Here is a 15,406-nt window from a genome sequence, read left to right as displayed (position 1 = left end):
CATGGAATGTCATATCGATTATCACCCGCCAGCGAACCTGCTAGAGGGCCGTGTTGTCCTCGTGACCGGCGCGGGGTCGGGCATCGGGCGTGCCGCCGCACGCTCTTTTGCCGAGCATGGCGCCACGCTGGTACTGGTTGGGCGTACGCTAACCAAGCTCGAAACGGTCTACGATGAGATCGAAACCGCCGGTGGACCGCAACCCGCGATTTTCCCTCTCAACTTCGAGGGGGCGACACTCAAGGAATATCGTGATTTAGCCGAGACACTGGAACGTGAGTTCGGACGTCTCGACGGTCTCCTGCACAACGCCGGCCTGCTTGGGGAATTGACGCCTTTCGCGCACTATGACCCGGAACTCTGGGAACGGGTGATGCAGGTCAATGTCACCGGTCCGGTCTGGATGACGCAGGCGTTGCTGCCATTGCTCGAGGCATCCCGCGATGCCTCGGTGGTGCTGACTTCCTCGAGCGTCGGGCGTAAGGGCCGCGCACGCTGGGGTGCTTACTCGGTTTCGAAATTCGCGACGGAAGGCTTCATGCAGGTTCTGGCCGATGAACTCGAGCCAACTTCGTCGGTACGTGTGAACACCCTCAACCCTGGGGCGACGCGCACGGCCATGCGACAAGGGGCTTATCCTGACGAGGATCCGGCGACATTGCGCACACCGCTAGATATCATGCCGACTTATTTATGGTTGATGGGGCCCGCCAGCCAGGGACGTACAGGCCAGGCATTCGACGCCCAGCCGCCCAAGAATGTGGCGTCTGCTTCTACGTAGGTGGTGTCGTCAGCCAGAGTGCACAGGTATACCGGGTTCGCCGGGCCAAAGCGCCTGCGTCAAACTTTCCGGCGTTTCAAACCAACGGTCCACCGGCCAGGTGTCCGGGGCTTCCTCGTCGCCGATATAACCATATCGTACCGCGACGGCCTGCATGCCTGCCGCCCGAGCCGCCTGCATGTCACGTAGATGGTCACCGATGTACCAGCAATCGCTGGGGGCAATGCCCAAACGCCGCGCCGCCTCGAGTAGCGGCGCCGGGTCGGGCTTCTTGAGCGGTAAGTCATCTGCAGCTAGCAATACGCCGTGCGTCAGATTCAGTGCTTCGACCAGCGGCGCAGCATAGACACGCGGTTTGTTGGTCACGATCCCCCAGGGGCGATGTGCGCTGTCCCATGCTTTCAGCAATGGCTCCAGCCCGGGAAACACGTGGCTGTGCCGCGCCACATCGCGCCCGTAGACCTCAAGCAGAAAGCGCCTCGCCTCGCCGTGGTCGGCATGCGAGGGGGCCAACCCCAACGCCAGTTCCACTAGGGCGCTGCCGCCGTTCGACACTTGGGCACGGATAGCCTCATAAGGCAATGGTGCGAGTCCGTGATGTGTTCTTAAAGCATTAGTAGCTTGCGCCAGATCAGGCGCCGTGTCGACGAGCGTGCCGTCGAGATCAAAAAGCAACGCCGCCGGTCGGGCGTGACTCATGGTGTCTCTCCAGTGCCTGTCCATTCCGGCGTGCAGTGCATCATGTAATTCACGGACACATCGTTGGCTACCAGGCGATAGCGCTTGGTCACGGGGTTGTAGGTCAGTCCGGTCTGACGACGCACGCGTAACCCGGCGTCACGGCACCAGGCCGATAACTCCGCCGGGCGAATGAACTTGTTGTAGGTGTGCGTCCCGCGAGGCAATAGCTGCAACACGTACTCGGCGCCTAGAATGGCGAACATATACGCCTTGGGATTGCGGTTGATGGTCGAGAAGAACAAGTGGCCACCGGGCTTGACCAAGGTCGCGCATGCCCGCACGACCGCCGCCGGATCGGGAACATGCTCGAGCATTTCCAGACAGGTGACAACATCGAACTCACCGGGGTGCTGAGCCGCCATTTCTTCGGCGCTGATCTGACGGTAATCGACCGTCACCTCGCTTTCCTGCTGGTGCAGACGCGCGACGGCAAGCGGCGCTTCGCCCATGTCGATGCCCGTGACCCGAGCGCCGCGATGGGCCATCGCTTCGCTAAGGATACCGCCACCACATCCCACATCGATGGCGGTCTTGCCCGCCAGGTTGGCCTGCTCATCGATGAAATTAAGGCGCAGTGGATTAATCTCATGCAGCGGCTTGAACTCGCTTTCAGGATCCCACCAGCGGCTGGCAAGCGCTTCGAACTTGGCGATCTCGGCGTGATCCACATTGTTACCGAACGTCTCGCTCATGGGGTTTCCTCTTGGAGAAATGATCGAACCGATGCCGCGGCATACGTATCGAAATCTATGTCTTTATGTGTCGTCACGTGCCGGCACGCCAATAATGCACATTCTACAATGTTACGCACGGATGTTGAGGGGCGGATTCTGCCAACCTCTACACTGCTAGACAGTGCGAACCTCTTTGCCTGAATACCATCAAAGGAATGCCGAATCGTTGGCGCCGACGCGCTTTTCACTATGGCATACTGCCGACACTCGACCCTAGAACGCTAAGGAAGGATTCCTCATGATCAAGAAGGCCGTACTCCCCGTTGCTGGGCTCGGCACACGTTGCCTACCAGCCTCCAAGGCCATTCCCAAAGAAATGATCACTATCGTCGACAAGCCGGTCATTCAGTACGTCGTCGAAGAGGCAGTGGCCGCCGGCATCAAGGAAATAGTGCTGGTGACGCACTCCAGCAAGAGTGCCATCGAGAACCATTTCGACAAGAACTTCGAGCTCGAGGCGATGCTCGAGGCCAAGGGCAAGGATGAATTGCTCGCGGAAGTGCGCAACATCGTCCCCGAGGATGTGAGCATCATCGCCGTACGCCAACCGGTCGCACTGGGGCTTGGGCATGCCGTACTGTGTGCGCAGGCAGTGATTGGTGACGATCCCTTTGCCGTACTGCTTCCCGATGTGCTGGTAGATGCTGGCGAGCTACCGCAGAACGACCTAGCCGGCATGATCGAAGCTTATGACAAGAGCGGCCAAGCACAGATCATGGTCGAAAATGTGCCACAAGACATGACCCACAAGTATGGGATCGTCGCGCTCGAGGGCGAGGCACCGGCCCCTGGCGACAGTGCACCGCTGACGGGCATGGTCGAAAAACCCAAGGTGGAAGAGGCACCTTCCAGCCTGGCGGTGATCGGACGTTATTTGCTGCCGGCGGCTATCTTCCCGCTGCTGGCCGAAACCAAGCCCGGGGCGGGGAATGAGATCCAGCTTACTGACGCCCTCGAGACGCTGCGCCAGCAGCAGGGCGCCGAAGCGTATCGCATGCGCGGCAATACCTACGATTGCGGGCACCAACTAGGCTACCTGGAAGCCACGCTGGCACTCGCCAAGCGCCATCCCCAGTATGGTGAAGGATTCCGCTCCCTGTTGAGCCGTTACGCAAACGAGGGCTGATACCATGCGCGTGAACGTGTATGGAAGCGAGCTATCGGCGGCCGTGGCGGCAGCGGCGCTTTCCTCGGTGGGGCATCAGGTCGACTGGTACCCGCATCCCGAGGTGCCCTGGCAACGTCTGGAACACGCCGAATGGCTGCTTCGCGAACCGGGACTCAAGTCCCAGATCGATGCGGGGTGTCGTTCGGGTCTGCTACGCCTGACCGATACGCCCACACGGGAAGATGTCGAGATTCATTGGCTGGCGTTGGCCCCGGACCAACGTGAAGCTGCCGAGGCCTATGTCGCCGATATTCCCGCAGCGCAAAGCCACCCGCTGGTGATCGTCAATAATTCGACGTTTCCGGTCGGCCACACCGAACGCCTCGAGGCGTTGCTCGGCCACGCCGACCAATCAGCCGTCGCCTTGCCGGACATGCTGGAAGAAGGCCGTGCCTGGGAGACCTTTACCCGCCCGGCACGCTGGTTGCTGGGTAGCGAAGATAGCCAGGCCACCGCGCAGGTACGCGAGCTGCTACGCGCCTTCAACCGTCGCCAAGATGTGTTCCAGCTCATGCCGCGCCGCGCTGCGGAGCTCGCCAAGCTGGCGATCATCGGGATGTTGGCGACACGCATAAGCTACATGAATGAGCTAGCGGGCCTGGCCGACTCGTTGGATGTCGATGTCGAACACGTCCGCTTGGGCATGGGTGCCGATAGCCGTATCGGTTTCGAGTACCTGTATCCCGGCTGTGGTTTTGGCGGACCCAGTTTTTCGCGTGATCTCATGCGCCTGGCCGATGTCCAGCATGCCTCCGGTCGCGAATCGTTGCTGCTCGAGCATGTTCTCGACATCAACGAGCAGAAAAAGGAGACGCTGTTCCGCAAATTCTGGCACCACTTCCATGGCCAGCTTTTCGAGCGGCGCGTTGCAATCTGGGGAGCGGCGTTCAAGCCGGGGACTACTCGCATCGATCAAGCGCCGGTGCTCACCTTGATCGATGCGCTGTTGGCGCAAGGGGTCAACGTCAGCGTTCACGACCCCGAGGCGTTGCCGGCACTGCGGGATCTCTACGAGCAGCATTCTCGCGTACGCTTTTGCGACGATGACTTCTACGCTGCTTGCGAGGGAGCGGATGCTCTGATGCTGGTCACCGAATGGAAATGCTACTGGAATCCCAATTGGCGCCGGCTAAGCGAGCTCATGGCCACGCCACTGATTCTTGATGGCCGCAATATCTTCGATCCCGACTATGTCGCGGCACGTGGCTTGATCTATCGTGGTATCGGTCGGCGAGCGGATCCGACCAACGCCTGAACGACACACGCCCCGTCGAGGCGGGGCGTGCATGATACGCGTCGATGTCACCGCTTATTTCGAGAGGCGATCAATCATTGAAGTTCTGGGCGATGAAGTCCCAGTTGATGACGTTCCACACGGCGTCCAGGTATTTTGGACGCGCATTGCGATAATCGATGTAGTAGGCATGCTCCCAGACATCGATGGTCAGCAGAGGCGTTTGACCGTGCGCGATGGGGCAGTCGGCATCGTCTGTGTTGCTGATGTCCACGCCGCCGTCGGAGGTCTTGATCAACCAGGTCCAGCCAGAGCCGAAATTACTCACCGCTTTGGCATTGAACGCCTCCTTGAACTGCTCGAAGGAACCGAACGCCGCTTTGATCGCATCGCCTAACGCGCCCTTGGGTTCGCCGCCACCCTGCGGAGACAGACAGTGCCAGTAGAAAGTATGGTTCCATACCTGAGCCGCCTGATTGAACATGGCACCGGAAGCCGATTGAATGATCTCTTCGAGTGACTTGTCTTCGTCGGCGGTGCCCAGGGTCAGCTCATTGAGCTTGCTCACGTAGGCTTGGTGGTGCTTACCGTAATGATACTCGAGTGTTTCGGCGGAGATATGCGGTTCGAGTGCGTTTTTCTCATACGGCAGGGCGGGCAGTTCGAATGCCATGATGTTCTCCTCACTTAAAAACCTTACAATACCAAGCATCTGCGTTCTCAACGGCGACCGGTATCTTAGCACCGGCCCCGGTTAGCGCCAATTTCGCCACACTCGTGTGATGCGCCAGGGTATTGATAAATAACGTAGTCGAGACGAGAGCCGAGCATGTCTGAACGACCGGAAGGAACACGTCAGGAGCCGCGCATCGTGCCCGAGCGCGATACCGATCCCATTGCCGAGGGACGCCTCGAAAGCCGTCCACGCCGTACCAGCAACGGTACGCGGCGTCGGCGCTCACGCGTCTGGCCACTGTGGTGCCTGACGTTACTTCTCATCGTCGCCCTGGCGGGGGTCACAAGCGTTTATTGGCAAGATCGTCAAGCCTGGCAGGTGCGACTTTCCAACCTCGAAGCACGGCAAAACGCCTTGACCGACCGCCTCGACGCTACGGGTAGCTCGCTGGATGCCTCCGGCGACAGCCTACGCGATGAACTGGACCGGCTGCGCTCCGAGTTGGACTCCTCCCGCGCCGTGATCGGCAATCTGGAAAACAAGGTAAGCGAACTGGAGGAAGATTCAGGTTCGGGCAACGCCCTGGAGGAATTGCGCGAGACGCAAGACACGCAGCAAACGCTCATCGCTGCCCAGCAATCCGCGCTCAAGTCCCTGGAAAGCACCGGAGAGGATGCACGCGCCATCTTGTCGTCACGCTTGGAGTCGCTCTCCTCACGCCAGGAAGAGCAGGGCGGTGGGCTCGACTCGCTGTCACAGCGTCTCGAGGAGCTGACCGACGCACGTCAGACCCGTGGCAAAACGCTTGACGACCTACAAGAGAACCTCGACGATCTGAGCGCGCGCCTCGCGTCATTATCCGGCGATCACGATGACGTCGCCAATGAGGTCGCCAGCATTCAGGACGATCTGCGGGAACTTCGCCAGGGACAATTGGCTCTCAATGCCAATGTGGAAGCGCTTTCCGCTTCTCAGTAATGCCGCTTCAACTAACCACGTGATCTCACGACAAGGATTGAGTCATTGCAAATCAGCCGAGATCAATGCCCGGGTTTTATCGCCCCGTCAATGGGGGACGTTGTGGATCAGCAACGCTGTGGAGGCTGATGTCGATGCGCCACTCCATGACACGGCGCATCCTGTGGGGAGCGGCATTGAGTATCGTCACATCCGGCGCCTATGCGCTGGACGCGTCCGTCGAGGGGCTCGAAGGCCCCGCCGCCGAAAATGTCGTCACCTTCCTGCGCGCGGTCGATACCCAGAATATCAGCGAGGAACGCCTGGACAGTGAGGTTCGCGATCGCACCCAGCGGGCATTGCGTGCCTTCGGTTATTACTCGCCCCAGATCGAAACGGCGTATCCCGACGGAACGTTCGATGCCGATACCGTCATCACCATCGACCCCGGACCACAGACGCATATCACCCAGCTCGATGTGGGCATCGATGGCGAGGCCCACGATGACAGCGCCTTCCAGCGTGCACTCGATCAAGTGGCGCTCAAGGAAGGCGATGCATTACGCCATGATCGTTACGAAAGCGCCAAGAGCCGCTTTTCCACGTTGGCGCTCGAGCGCGGCTATTTCGATGCCGGCTTTACTCAACGGCGTATGGAAGTGCGCCCCTGGGAAGCCAGTGCCCGTATTTTCCTGAGGATGAACAGCGGGCCGCGTTACCATTTCGGTGACATTCGTTTTTCGGGTAGCCAGATCGAAGAAGACCGTCTGCGTCGCATGCTGCCATTTGAGGACGGCTCTCCCTACCTGGCTGGGCAGCTGGCCGAGTACAACCAGCGCCTGGGGGAAACCGACTGGTTTCGCGGCATTGCCGTGCGTCCACGTATCGACAGCGGCGGGCGTGGCGCGAATACCGGACAATGGTGGCAAGAAGCCACCGGGCGTAGGCCTCCCTTAACGAGTGGTCCAGGCCTTGCCGCCGTGCGCCAACTTCATGGCCAGCAGCGCACCGACGTGCCGGTCGACGTCGATGTCATTCCCGCCGATCGTCATCAGTTCGAAACCGGGATCGGCTATGCCACCGATGTGGGGCCACGCGTTCAATTCAGTTGGGACATGCCCTGGCTCAATGATCGTGGCCACAGCCTCTCGAATGCCTTGTATCTCTCGGGTCCCGAGCAGCGCTTCGACGGTGAGTATCTAATGCCGCTGGCAGACCCGCTGCGTGATAGTTACCGTCTCGGCTATGGCCTGCGTAAACTCGACAACGAGGACACGCAAAGCCTGGAGAGTTCGGTCGAGTTGGCACGGCGCTGGGAATTCGACAATGACTGGGTGCAAGAACTCTATTTCCGTACCACGTACGAGGATTTCACCCAGGCAGACCAGGACGAACAAGTCCTGCTGCTTTATCCAGGCATCAGTTGGACACGTACTCGCACGCGGCAACCTAATTTTCCCATGTGGGGCGATCGGCAGCGACTGGCATTGGAGGTTTCCGACCCCAAGTGGGGGTCCGATGCGCGGTTCTTGCGTACCACGTTCGACTCGCAATGGATTCGCACACTGGGGCAGGACAATCGCTTCGTCGGCCGCGTCGGCGGTGGCGCCATGGCCACCGATACCTTCGACAAGATTCCTCCGTCACTGCGTTTCTTCGCCGGTGGCGACCAGAGTGTGCGCGGCTACAGCTACGAGAGTTTATCGCCGGAGAACGACGACGGCGAGCTGCTCGGTGGCCAGCACCTGTTGACCGCCAGCGCCGAGTACCAGCGTCGGGTCACCGGCAACTGGTGGGGGGCAACCTTCATCGATACCGGCAACGCCTTCAATGAATGGTGGCCCGAGGAACTCAAGACCGGTGCCGGTATCGGTGTGCGGTGGATTTCTCCCGTGGGGCCCGTACGTTTCGATATCGCCCATCCTTTCGATAATGAGGAGGACGCGTGGCGTCTGCACTTCGCCATCGGGCCGGAATTCTGATCCGTGCGCTGATTTACGTACCACTGTGGCTCTTGGGACTGGTGTTGTTGTTGCTCGGGGTGGCTTTATCGCCCTGGGGAACCGCGTGGCTAGCCGATCAAGGCCAGTCACGAGGCTGGTACGAGGTCGAGGAGGTAAAGGGAGCGCCGCTGGACACGCTGACGTTACGTGGCCTGCATCTCGATGTCGGCCCTCTCACCCTCGATGTCGAGCGCTTGCATCTGAGCTGGGCCGACGATTGTCTGCTGGATGGCAAGCTCTGTCTTCAGGGGCTGCAAGTCGAGGGCGTACACATCGTATTGGCGTCCGGCAATCCTAGTGACGATTCCCAGTCTGAAGCATCATCCAGCGGGGGAATGCCCGCACTTTGGTTTCCGTTTCCCATCGAGATACGCGCCCTCGGGCTCGAGGACGTTCGCGTCGACCTGGCCGATGGCACACAACTGCAATGGGATGACTTCACCACCGGTGCGCGCGTCTCCGGTAACGACCTTACATTACTGCCCACCCGGCTGGAGGGGGCACAACTCTACCTGCCGATGAGTGAAGGGCAGCGCCTGACCCAAGGGATGGCATCGCCGGTCATTCCTGCAGGTACTATCGATGCGGCCTCACAGGCGGCAGGGGACAGCTCTGTCGAGGGATCCGCAACGTCTGCGGCTGATAGTAAAACATCCGATACCGACTCCGAACGCCGCTTGGCGTTGCCCGAGATCGACTTGCCACTCGATATTCGCGCCCCGAGCCTGGTGGTCGACGGCTTTCAGTTGCGTGGTGCGACATTCTATAACCTGACGCATGCGACGCTGTCACTATCTACCGAAGGCAGCGATGTCGCCATTCATCGGCTACACGTGCGCAGCGATGACGGTGAGGCAGAACTTGCCTTGCAGGCAACGCTAACCGGCGATTATCCCCTTCACGGCCGCCTGGAAACGCATATCGCGCGTGCCCCAGTGGCCGGCCAGCGGGCATCCTTGACGGTGGATGGCTCCCTGGCCGACCTGGCGCTCGATCTTGACGCCAGTGGTCCCGTCACGGCCACGCTGACGGGCAAGGTTGATGCGCTGGCACCAACCTTACCATTCGATCTGTCGCTCGATGCCGATGACATCACTTGGCCGCTGGCGGGCACGCCAACCGCCCCTGAGCTCGTCATGCAAAGCCGTCTGGACACCGCCGCGGTGTCGGCATCGCAACACGTGGGCGCAGGCAAGGCAGTCTATCGACTCGATACGCTCCACCTCGACGCCGATGGCTCCCTGGAGGATTATCGAGTCGTACTCGACTTGACGGCACGTGGCAACGGCCTTCCCGAAAGCCGATTGACGCTTGATGGCAGCGGCGACGCCTCGCACTTCGCTTGGGAACCGCTCACGCTCAAGACCGAAGGCGGCACCTTGAGCGGTCGTGGCCAGGTGAACTGGGCCTCGGCGCTGACGGTGGAAAGCGATCTCCAACTCGACCAGCTCCCCATCGGCGCCTTCACCGAGGCCGTGGACGGAACACTTAACGGTCAGGCGCGCGTCGGCTTCGATATGCAGCCTCAAGGCTGGCGGCTACGCATACCGCAGTTGGCCATCGACGGCACCTTGCAAGATAGGGCCCTGCGCTTGAACGCCAAGCTCAGTGGTAATAGCCAGATGCAATGGGCGATAGACCAGCTCGACCTTCGCCAAGGCGATAACCGCATCACCGCAGAAGGCAATATCGGGCAGCGTTTGGATCTGCGCAGCCGTATCGAGGCGCCGCGACTCTCTACACTGTGGCCCGGTCTCGGTGGCGCCTTGCAGGGCGATCTCGACGCCCAAGGTTCCCTCGAGTCGCCACGTCTCGACCTCGACATGACCGGCGAGGCGCTGCGCTACCAGACGCAACAGCTCGAGTCCTTGTCGCTGGAAGCGCATAGCGAAGGGATCGACGACCCACGTATGAAGGCCGACGTATCTATCGAAGGACTCGAAGCCGGTGGCCAACGTGTCGACGCTCTGAACCTCGCATTGGCAGGGCGTCTCTCCCAGCACACGCTGGAGCTCGATGCTCAACTGGGAAGCGGCCTGCCACTCTCTCGGGCGAGCATCACGCTCGACGGTGAGTACGACGCAGACGCTCAGCGCTATCACGGGTCGCTGGCGCCGCTCGAGCTGACGACCGAATATGGCGATATCGCGCTCGATGATGCCCTGGGCTTCGATACTGATATCGCCGCCCAACGCGTGACACTCTCGCCGTTCTGCCTGGTTCGACAGCAAGGAGGCGAAGCGTGTCTCGTCGACCAGGCGCGGCTCTCTGCCGATACCGGCGATGCTTCACTGGCCTTGCGCGACATTCCCATGGACCTGCTTGCCAACAAGCTACCGTCAGGCTGGCACGTGGACGGCGAAACCCAAGGTGAGGCCAATCTGAGCTGGCAACAGGCGGGCCAGCAGTGGCATGCCGAAGGTCAGATCGATAGCCAACTGGACGTCACCGGAGAAGATGCGCGTGGCAACCCCTGGGAACTGCCAGACAGCCGCCTCGCGGTGACGTTCGATGCCACGCCATCTCGCGCCGATACACGACTGACACTCGATCAGGGCGACACCGGACAATTGGTGCTGACACTGGGCATCGACGATCCGCTGGGTGAGGCCGCCTTGGAAGGACGGCTACAAGTCAACGATATCGCCTTCGCCCCGTATCGCGCCCTCGTCGAAGGCTTGTCCGACCTCGAAGGGTCGCTCGCCGGCGATGTTACCTTCGCGGGGACATTGCGCCAGCCCGACCTCAATGGCGAGCTGACAGCCAACGATATAAAAGCACGTGGCCCGGCCATCCCCGTCGCGATACGCGATGCTCGCCTGGGCATCGACTTCGCTGGACAACGCGCCGACATCGAAGGGTTCGTGGCCGGCGAGAAAGGGCAGTTGAATCTGGATGGGGAGGCCAATTGGCAGGATCCCTCGGCCTGGCAGGTGCGTCTAGGCATCAAGGGACAAGACGATCCGCTGCAGGTCAGCCTGCCGGATTTTGGACGGTTGCGTGTCGCTCCAGACCTGCGTGTCGACGCCACCCCGGATCGCTTGCGTGTACGTGGCGATGTCGATATTCCCTGGGCGCGCCTGGAGGTGGGCAAGATTCCGCCTTCCGCAGTGGCACCCAGCAGTGACGAGGTCATCATCACGCGCGAGGAGGATGCCGCCCAGCAAGAAGCCGCAGCATCGAGCGAGCAGGGCGAAGCCACGTCCCAAGCGCTCTCCGAGGCCGGCATGGCACTGGATATCAGCATCATGCTGCATCTCGGCCCGGACATGAGCCTGGAAGCCTATGGCCTCGAGTCACAGTTAGAAGGCCAACTCGAAGTACGGCAGGGTAGTGGCCCCGTGCAGCTGTTCGGGGATGTCAACTTGGTCGATGGCAGTTATACCGCATTCGGACAGGACTTGATCATTCGCCAAGGACAGATTCTGTTCAGCGGGCCAGCGTCCCAGCCGCGTCTGCAGTTCGAGGCGATTCGCAATCCCGACACCATCGAGGATGACGTGACTGCTGGGTTACGTGTCACAGGCCGTGCGGAGAACCCGCAGCTGAGCATCTTCTCGGAACCTGCGATGTCGGAAAGCCGGGCCCTTTCCTATCTACTTAGAGGCCGGGCACCGGGAGACGACGGCGGCGATGGGGCGCTGACCTCGGCGCTGATCGGGCTCTCACTATCTCAGAGCGGCCGCGCCGTGGGCCAACTCGGCCAGGCATTCGGGGTCGACGATTTAAGTCTCGACACCTCGGGCTCGGGCGAGGATAGTCAGGTCGTCGTCAGCGGCTATGTCTTCGATGACTTGAAAGTTGGCTACGGCGTTGGCATTTTCTCCCCCATCGCCGAGCTGACGCTGCGCTATCGTCTGATTCAGAACCTGTACCTGGAAGCGGTATCCGGCGCAGCTCAGGCAATCGATTTGATCTATACCTTCAGCCTCGGGCGCAGCAGCGCTTCGCCTTGAGGCCACTGCCGCAAGGACACGCGGCATTGCGGCCGATGTCGAGGCGACGCCACTGAGCGTCGCCGTCGACATAGAACCACTGATCGGCATGATTGGCGAACCGAAAGCGGCTGGTTTCGGTAAGGCGCTGAAAGCCATCGGTGTCGATGAAATCGGCACTGAACGTCACCGTGCCTGTCTCGCCTTGTTGGGTACTGTCATGGACGATCAACCTAAGCCAGCGTGCTATGCTCGTGGCCAGTGAGTCGCGGGTAGGGCATGTGGCGGGATCCCAGGTAGCGATCAACGCGTCGTACGCATCGCGCGCGAAGGCGCTATAGCGTGCTCGCATCAGCGCCTCGGGTGTCCGCGCGCGGCGCGGATCCTCATGAATGGGCGCGCAGCATTCATCGAAGCGCCGCGGCTGCCCGCAGGGGCAGGCGTCGAACGCTTTTTTACTCATCGTCATGCGAGATTTTCCCTATGTGGCCACAAGAATCGCTCGAGCTTCCCACGCCGGAAACGGCACTCGAGGGGCGTGATACGCCCATACGTATCAGCGGCACTCATTATGTCAACGGCCGCTCGATGTTGTCGCCATTCCCAGAAGGGCATGAGGAAATCGTGCTAGGGCTTGGCTGTTTCTGGGGTGCAGAGCGTCTGTTCTGGGAAATGCCAGGTGTTTACGTAACAGCCGTGGGGTACGCTGGCGGCTATACGCCCAACCCGACCTACGAGGAAACGTGTACTGGGCATACCGGACACGCCGAGGTGGTCCACGTCGTGTTCGATCCTACCGAAATCGGGCTGCCCGAATTGCTGCGTGCTTTCTGGGAGGCGCACGACCCGACGCAAGGCATGCGGCAAGGCAACGACATCGGCAGCCAGTATCGGAGCGTCATCTACACCACGGATGAGCTACAGCGCCCACTGGTCGACAAGAGCTGGCAAGAATACGACCAGGCCCTGCGCCAGCAGGACCGTGGCCACGTTACGACGGAAGTGGCACCGCTCGAAGCCTTCTACTATGCGGAAGAGTATCACCAGCAGTATTTGGCCAAAAATCCGGCGGGATATTGCGGCCTCAAGGGCACGGGAGTGGCCTGTCCGGTGACGTGAAGCACTGGATTTCTTGCTGGGTCATTAACCGTTGGGCCCCGCCGCCAGCGAGTGATGCGGGGCCAGATGCGCGGCCCAGCATTCCAATTGCCACGCAACACGCCGTGCCAACCAGGAGCCGAGTCGGCCCTGGCGTGACTCAACGAAGCCGACATGCCCACCCTGGCGGGCGATTTCTAGTCGTACGGCATCGGCCGGGGCCGGCAGCCGGGAGAACAGATCGGCGGGCATGAAGGGATCATCCGCGGCGTGTAGGAGCAGCGTCGGCAATTCTATGTCACCCAACAGCCGACCGGCGGACGCGCGCTGATAATAGTCACTGGCCGACTGAAAACCGTGCAAGGGAGCTGTGACCGCGTTGTCGTATGCCCAGAACGTCTCCAGGCCCTCGAGCTGTCGCGCGCTGAGTGTGATCGGGAGGGGACCGGCCGCCAACTTGGTGGTGACCTTGCGTTTGAGAGCGTGGAGCAGATGACGCTGATAGACACGAGAAAAACCGCGGTTGAGCGCATCGGCGCTGGCCGCCAGATCGAGTGGCGCACTGATGGCAATGGCCCCGGCGAGATCGAGGCCGTCACCGCCTTGCTCGGCGACTAACTTGACAAGCATGTTGCCTCCCAACGACACACCGGCCGCCACCTTGATGGCGCGTGGATAACGTAGCGCCAACTGCCCAATGACCCAATAGGCATCCGCCGTATCGCCCGAGTGATAGGCCCGGGCCAGCCGATTAGGCGCCTGACCACAGCCACGAAAGTGCATCAGTACCGCCCGCCAGCCCATCTCACTCGCCGCACGCATCAACTCGCGTGCATACGGGGAGTCGAATGAGCCTTCCAAGCCATGAAACAGTACGAACACCGGCGCGTCCGCTCGCGTGGGGGCCGGCAGGGCCCAGGCAAGCTCGACGAAGTCGCCATCGGGTAGGTTAATGATTTCCGTTTCTCGCGCCAGCGAGGGCAACGGGAGAAAGCGAGGCAACAGGGTCTGCACATGGCGATTACCCAAGCCTCTTGGCGCGCAAAAATCGGCGGAAAACAGCGTGCGTGACATCGGTGCGGCTCTTGCGAATCTATCTGTAGCTTAGGCACTTTTCAGACAATGCCTAACGTTTTGCGCTTGCTTGGCAGGTACTCATCAGGCATTGCCGTACGTTGCCTCGAGTTGTTGCCATAAATCGGGCAAGCCGGGGTGACGTGAATCCTTGCGCGCGTACAAGCGCAGATCCAGCGGGACATCCCAACGCTCATCGCCAGCGCGCACCAGTTCGCCATTGGCCATCGGGGTGGTGACACTGCGCTGCGGCAGCCATCCAAGCCCGTAGCCTTGTACCACCAGCTCGCGAATATTGGTGGCCTGCACACTTTCATTGAGCGTATTCAGGTAGACGGCATCCGGCTGGCGGCCGAGATGCGCCTCGAGCGCGGCCGCCATCAACCCTCGTGGATGAAAGGCGATCAGCGGTTGGGGCTGGCGGCGCATTCCCGGCAACGAGAAGCGCGGGCGCCCTTCGCTACCGGGGGCGCTCACCGGAACGAGTCGCTCTTCGCCCAGACTCATATATTGAAGCTCGCTCATTTCAAGATCGAGGCCGATCCGTCCGCGCGGCCAGTACAATAGCGCCAAATCACATTCGCCACGCTCCAGCCCATGCAGGTAATCGCCGATCAACCAGCTCGTGGCGCGCAAGTAGGGGGATACCAACGGCGTCAGGGCGTTCTGATCGAGCCAACCAGGCAAGAAGTTCGACACCAAACTCTGCGGCGCGGCCAGCAGGATGCGCCTGGCCTCGTCGGTGGCAATCGTCTGTAAACGGTCACGCGTCAATCGCACGCGCTCGGTGATCTGCTCGCACAGCGCTAGAAACTCCTCGCCGGCGGGCGTCAAGCTCAACGGAAGCGTTTGGCGATTGATCAATGTGGTCCCCATTTCCTCCTCGAGCAGCTTGATACGACGCGAGAAGGTCGGTTGGGTCACGTTCTGGGCATCGGCGGCCCGGGAAAAATGGCGCTCCCTGGCCAGCACGATGAAGTCTTCGAGCCAGCGAATTTCCATCGT

At 60.9% G+C, this 15,406-nt stretch carries 13 protein-coding genes; 7 read left to right on the top strand and 6 right to left on the bottom strand.

The features are described 5' to 3' along the window. Window position 1: 1 nt before the first annotated feature. Entirely contained in the window at window positions 2–781 is a 780-nt protein-coding gene (locus LUN51_RS07410; RefSeq protein WP_277810749.1) for a YciK family oxidoreductase, read from the top strand. A gap of 9 nt (window positions 782–790) precedes the next feature. Here the strand turns inward: LUN51_RS07410 and LUN51_RS07405 are convergent, their stop codons facing one another. Then, window positions 791–1,480, bottom strand: a complete 690-nt coding sequence (locus LUN51_RS07405; protein ID WP_277810748.1) for an HAD-IA family hydrolase — start codon at window positions 1,478–1,480, stop codon at window positions 791–793. Further along, window positions 1,477–2,214 carry a bifunctional 2-polyprenyl-6-hydroxyphenol methylase/3-demethylubiquinol 3-O-methyltransferase UbiG gene (ubiG, locus tag LUN51_RS07400; RefSeq protein WP_277810747.1) on the bottom strand — a complete coding sequence of 246 codons (738 nt, stop codon included), beginning with the start codon at window positions 2,212–2,214 and terminating at the stop codon, window positions 1,477–1,479. Before ubiG ends, LUN51_RS07405 begins: the two co-directional genes overlap by 4 nt. 280 nt (window positions 2,215–2,494) lie before the next feature. Between ubiG and galU the strand changes: the two genes are divergently transcribed. Together galU and LUN51_RS07390 are read left to right on the top strand one after the other, a co-directional pair. Continuing rightward, entirely contained in the window at window positions 2,495–3,382 is an 888-nt protein-coding gene (galU, locus tag LUN51_RS07395; RefSeq protein ID WP_277810746.1) for a UTP--glucose-1-phosphate uridylyltransferase GalU, read from the top strand. 4 nt (window positions 3,383–3,386) lie between these two features. Continuing rightward, window positions 3,387–4,679, top strand: coding sequence for a nucleotide sugar dehydrogenase (locus LUN51_RS07390; protein WP_277810745.1), 1,293 nt, complete (start codon window positions 3,387–3,389; stop codon window positions 4,677–4,679). Between the two features lie 70 nt (window positions 4,680–4,749). On the opposite strand, the gene LUN51_RS07385 is transcribed toward LUN51_RS07390, so the two are convergent. Then, the gene (locus LUN51_RS07385) at window positions 4,750–5,331 is read right to left on the bottom strand and encodes a superoxide dismutase (RefSeq protein ID WP_277810744.1); all 582 of its coding nucleotides are present in this window, start codon (window positions 5,329–5,331) and stop codon (window positions 4,750–4,752) included. 156 nt (window positions 5,332–5,487) lie between these two features. Between LUN51_RS07385 and LUN51_RS07380 the strand changes: the two genes are divergently transcribed. From LUN51_RS07380 to tamB, 3 genes are all read left to right on the top strand, one after another. After that, a complete protein-coding gene (locus tag LUN51_RS07380; protein WP_277810743.1) occupies window positions 5,488–6,312 on the top strand; it encodes a hypothetical protein in 825 nt (274 codons plus the stop codon). A gap of 134 nt (window positions 6,313–6,446) precedes the next feature. Further along, the gene (gene tamA / locus LUN51_RS07375; protein ID WP_277810742.1) at window positions 6,447–8,273 is read left to right on the top strand and encodes an autotransporter assembly complex protein TamA; all 1,827 of its coding nucleotides are present in this window, start codon (window positions 6,447–6,449) and stop codon (window positions 8,271–8,273) included. Then, complete coding sequence (gene tamB, locus LUN51_RS07370; protein WP_277810741.1) at window positions 8,237–12,250, top strand: autotransporter assembly complex protein TamB; 4,014 nt, start codon at window positions 8,237–8,239, stop codon at window positions 12,248–12,250. The genes tamA and tamB overlap by 37 nt, the downstream gene beginning before the upstream one ends. Here the strand turns inward: tamB and LUN51_RS07365 are convergent. Then, window positions 12,219–12,698 (bottom strand): YchJ family protein, encoded by a 480-nt coding sequence (locus LUN51_RS07365; protein WP_277810740.1) that lies wholly within the window; start codon window positions 12,696–12,698, stop codon window positions 12,219–12,221. The two genes, tamB and LUN51_RS07365, sit on opposite strands and share 32 nt — an antisense overlap. Before the next feature lie 14 nt (window positions 12,699–12,712). Between LUN51_RS07365 and msrA the strand changes: the two genes are divergently transcribed. Next, complete coding sequence (msrA, locus tag LUN51_RS07360; protein ID WP_178998660.1) at window positions 12,713–13,348, top strand: peptide-methionine (S)-S-oxide reductase MsrA; 636 nt, start codon at window positions 12,713–12,715, stop codon at window positions 13,346–13,348. 24 nt (window positions 13,349–13,372) lie between these two features. Here msrA and LUN51_RS07355 read toward each other — a convergent pair whose 3' ends face one another. Then, window positions 13,373–14,401 carry a hydrolase gene (locus tag LUN51_RS07355; protein WP_178998661.1) on the bottom strand — a complete coding sequence of 343 codons (1,029 nt, stop codon included), beginning with the start codon at window positions 14,399–14,401 and terminating at the stop codon, window positions 13,373–13,375. Window positions 14,402–14,485: 84 nt separating this feature from the next. After that, window positions 14,486–15,403: a LysR family transcriptional regulator gene (locus LUN51_RS07350; RefSeq protein WP_277810739.1), complete on the bottom strand. Its 918-nt coding sequence runs from the start codon at window positions 15,401–15,403 to the stop codon at window positions 14,486–14,488. Window positions 15,404–15,406 lie beyond the last annotated feature (3 nt).

It is taken from the genome of Chromohalobacter canadensis (assembly GCF_029544075.1).
Classification (GTDB): domain Bacteria; phylum Pseudomonadota; class Gammaproteobacteria; order Pseudomonadales; family Halomonadaceae; genus Chromohalobacter; species Chromohalobacter canadensis_A.
The sequence above is the reverse complement of the archived record's forward strand: the minus strand, read 5'-3'. Positions and strand labels throughout refer to the sequence as shown.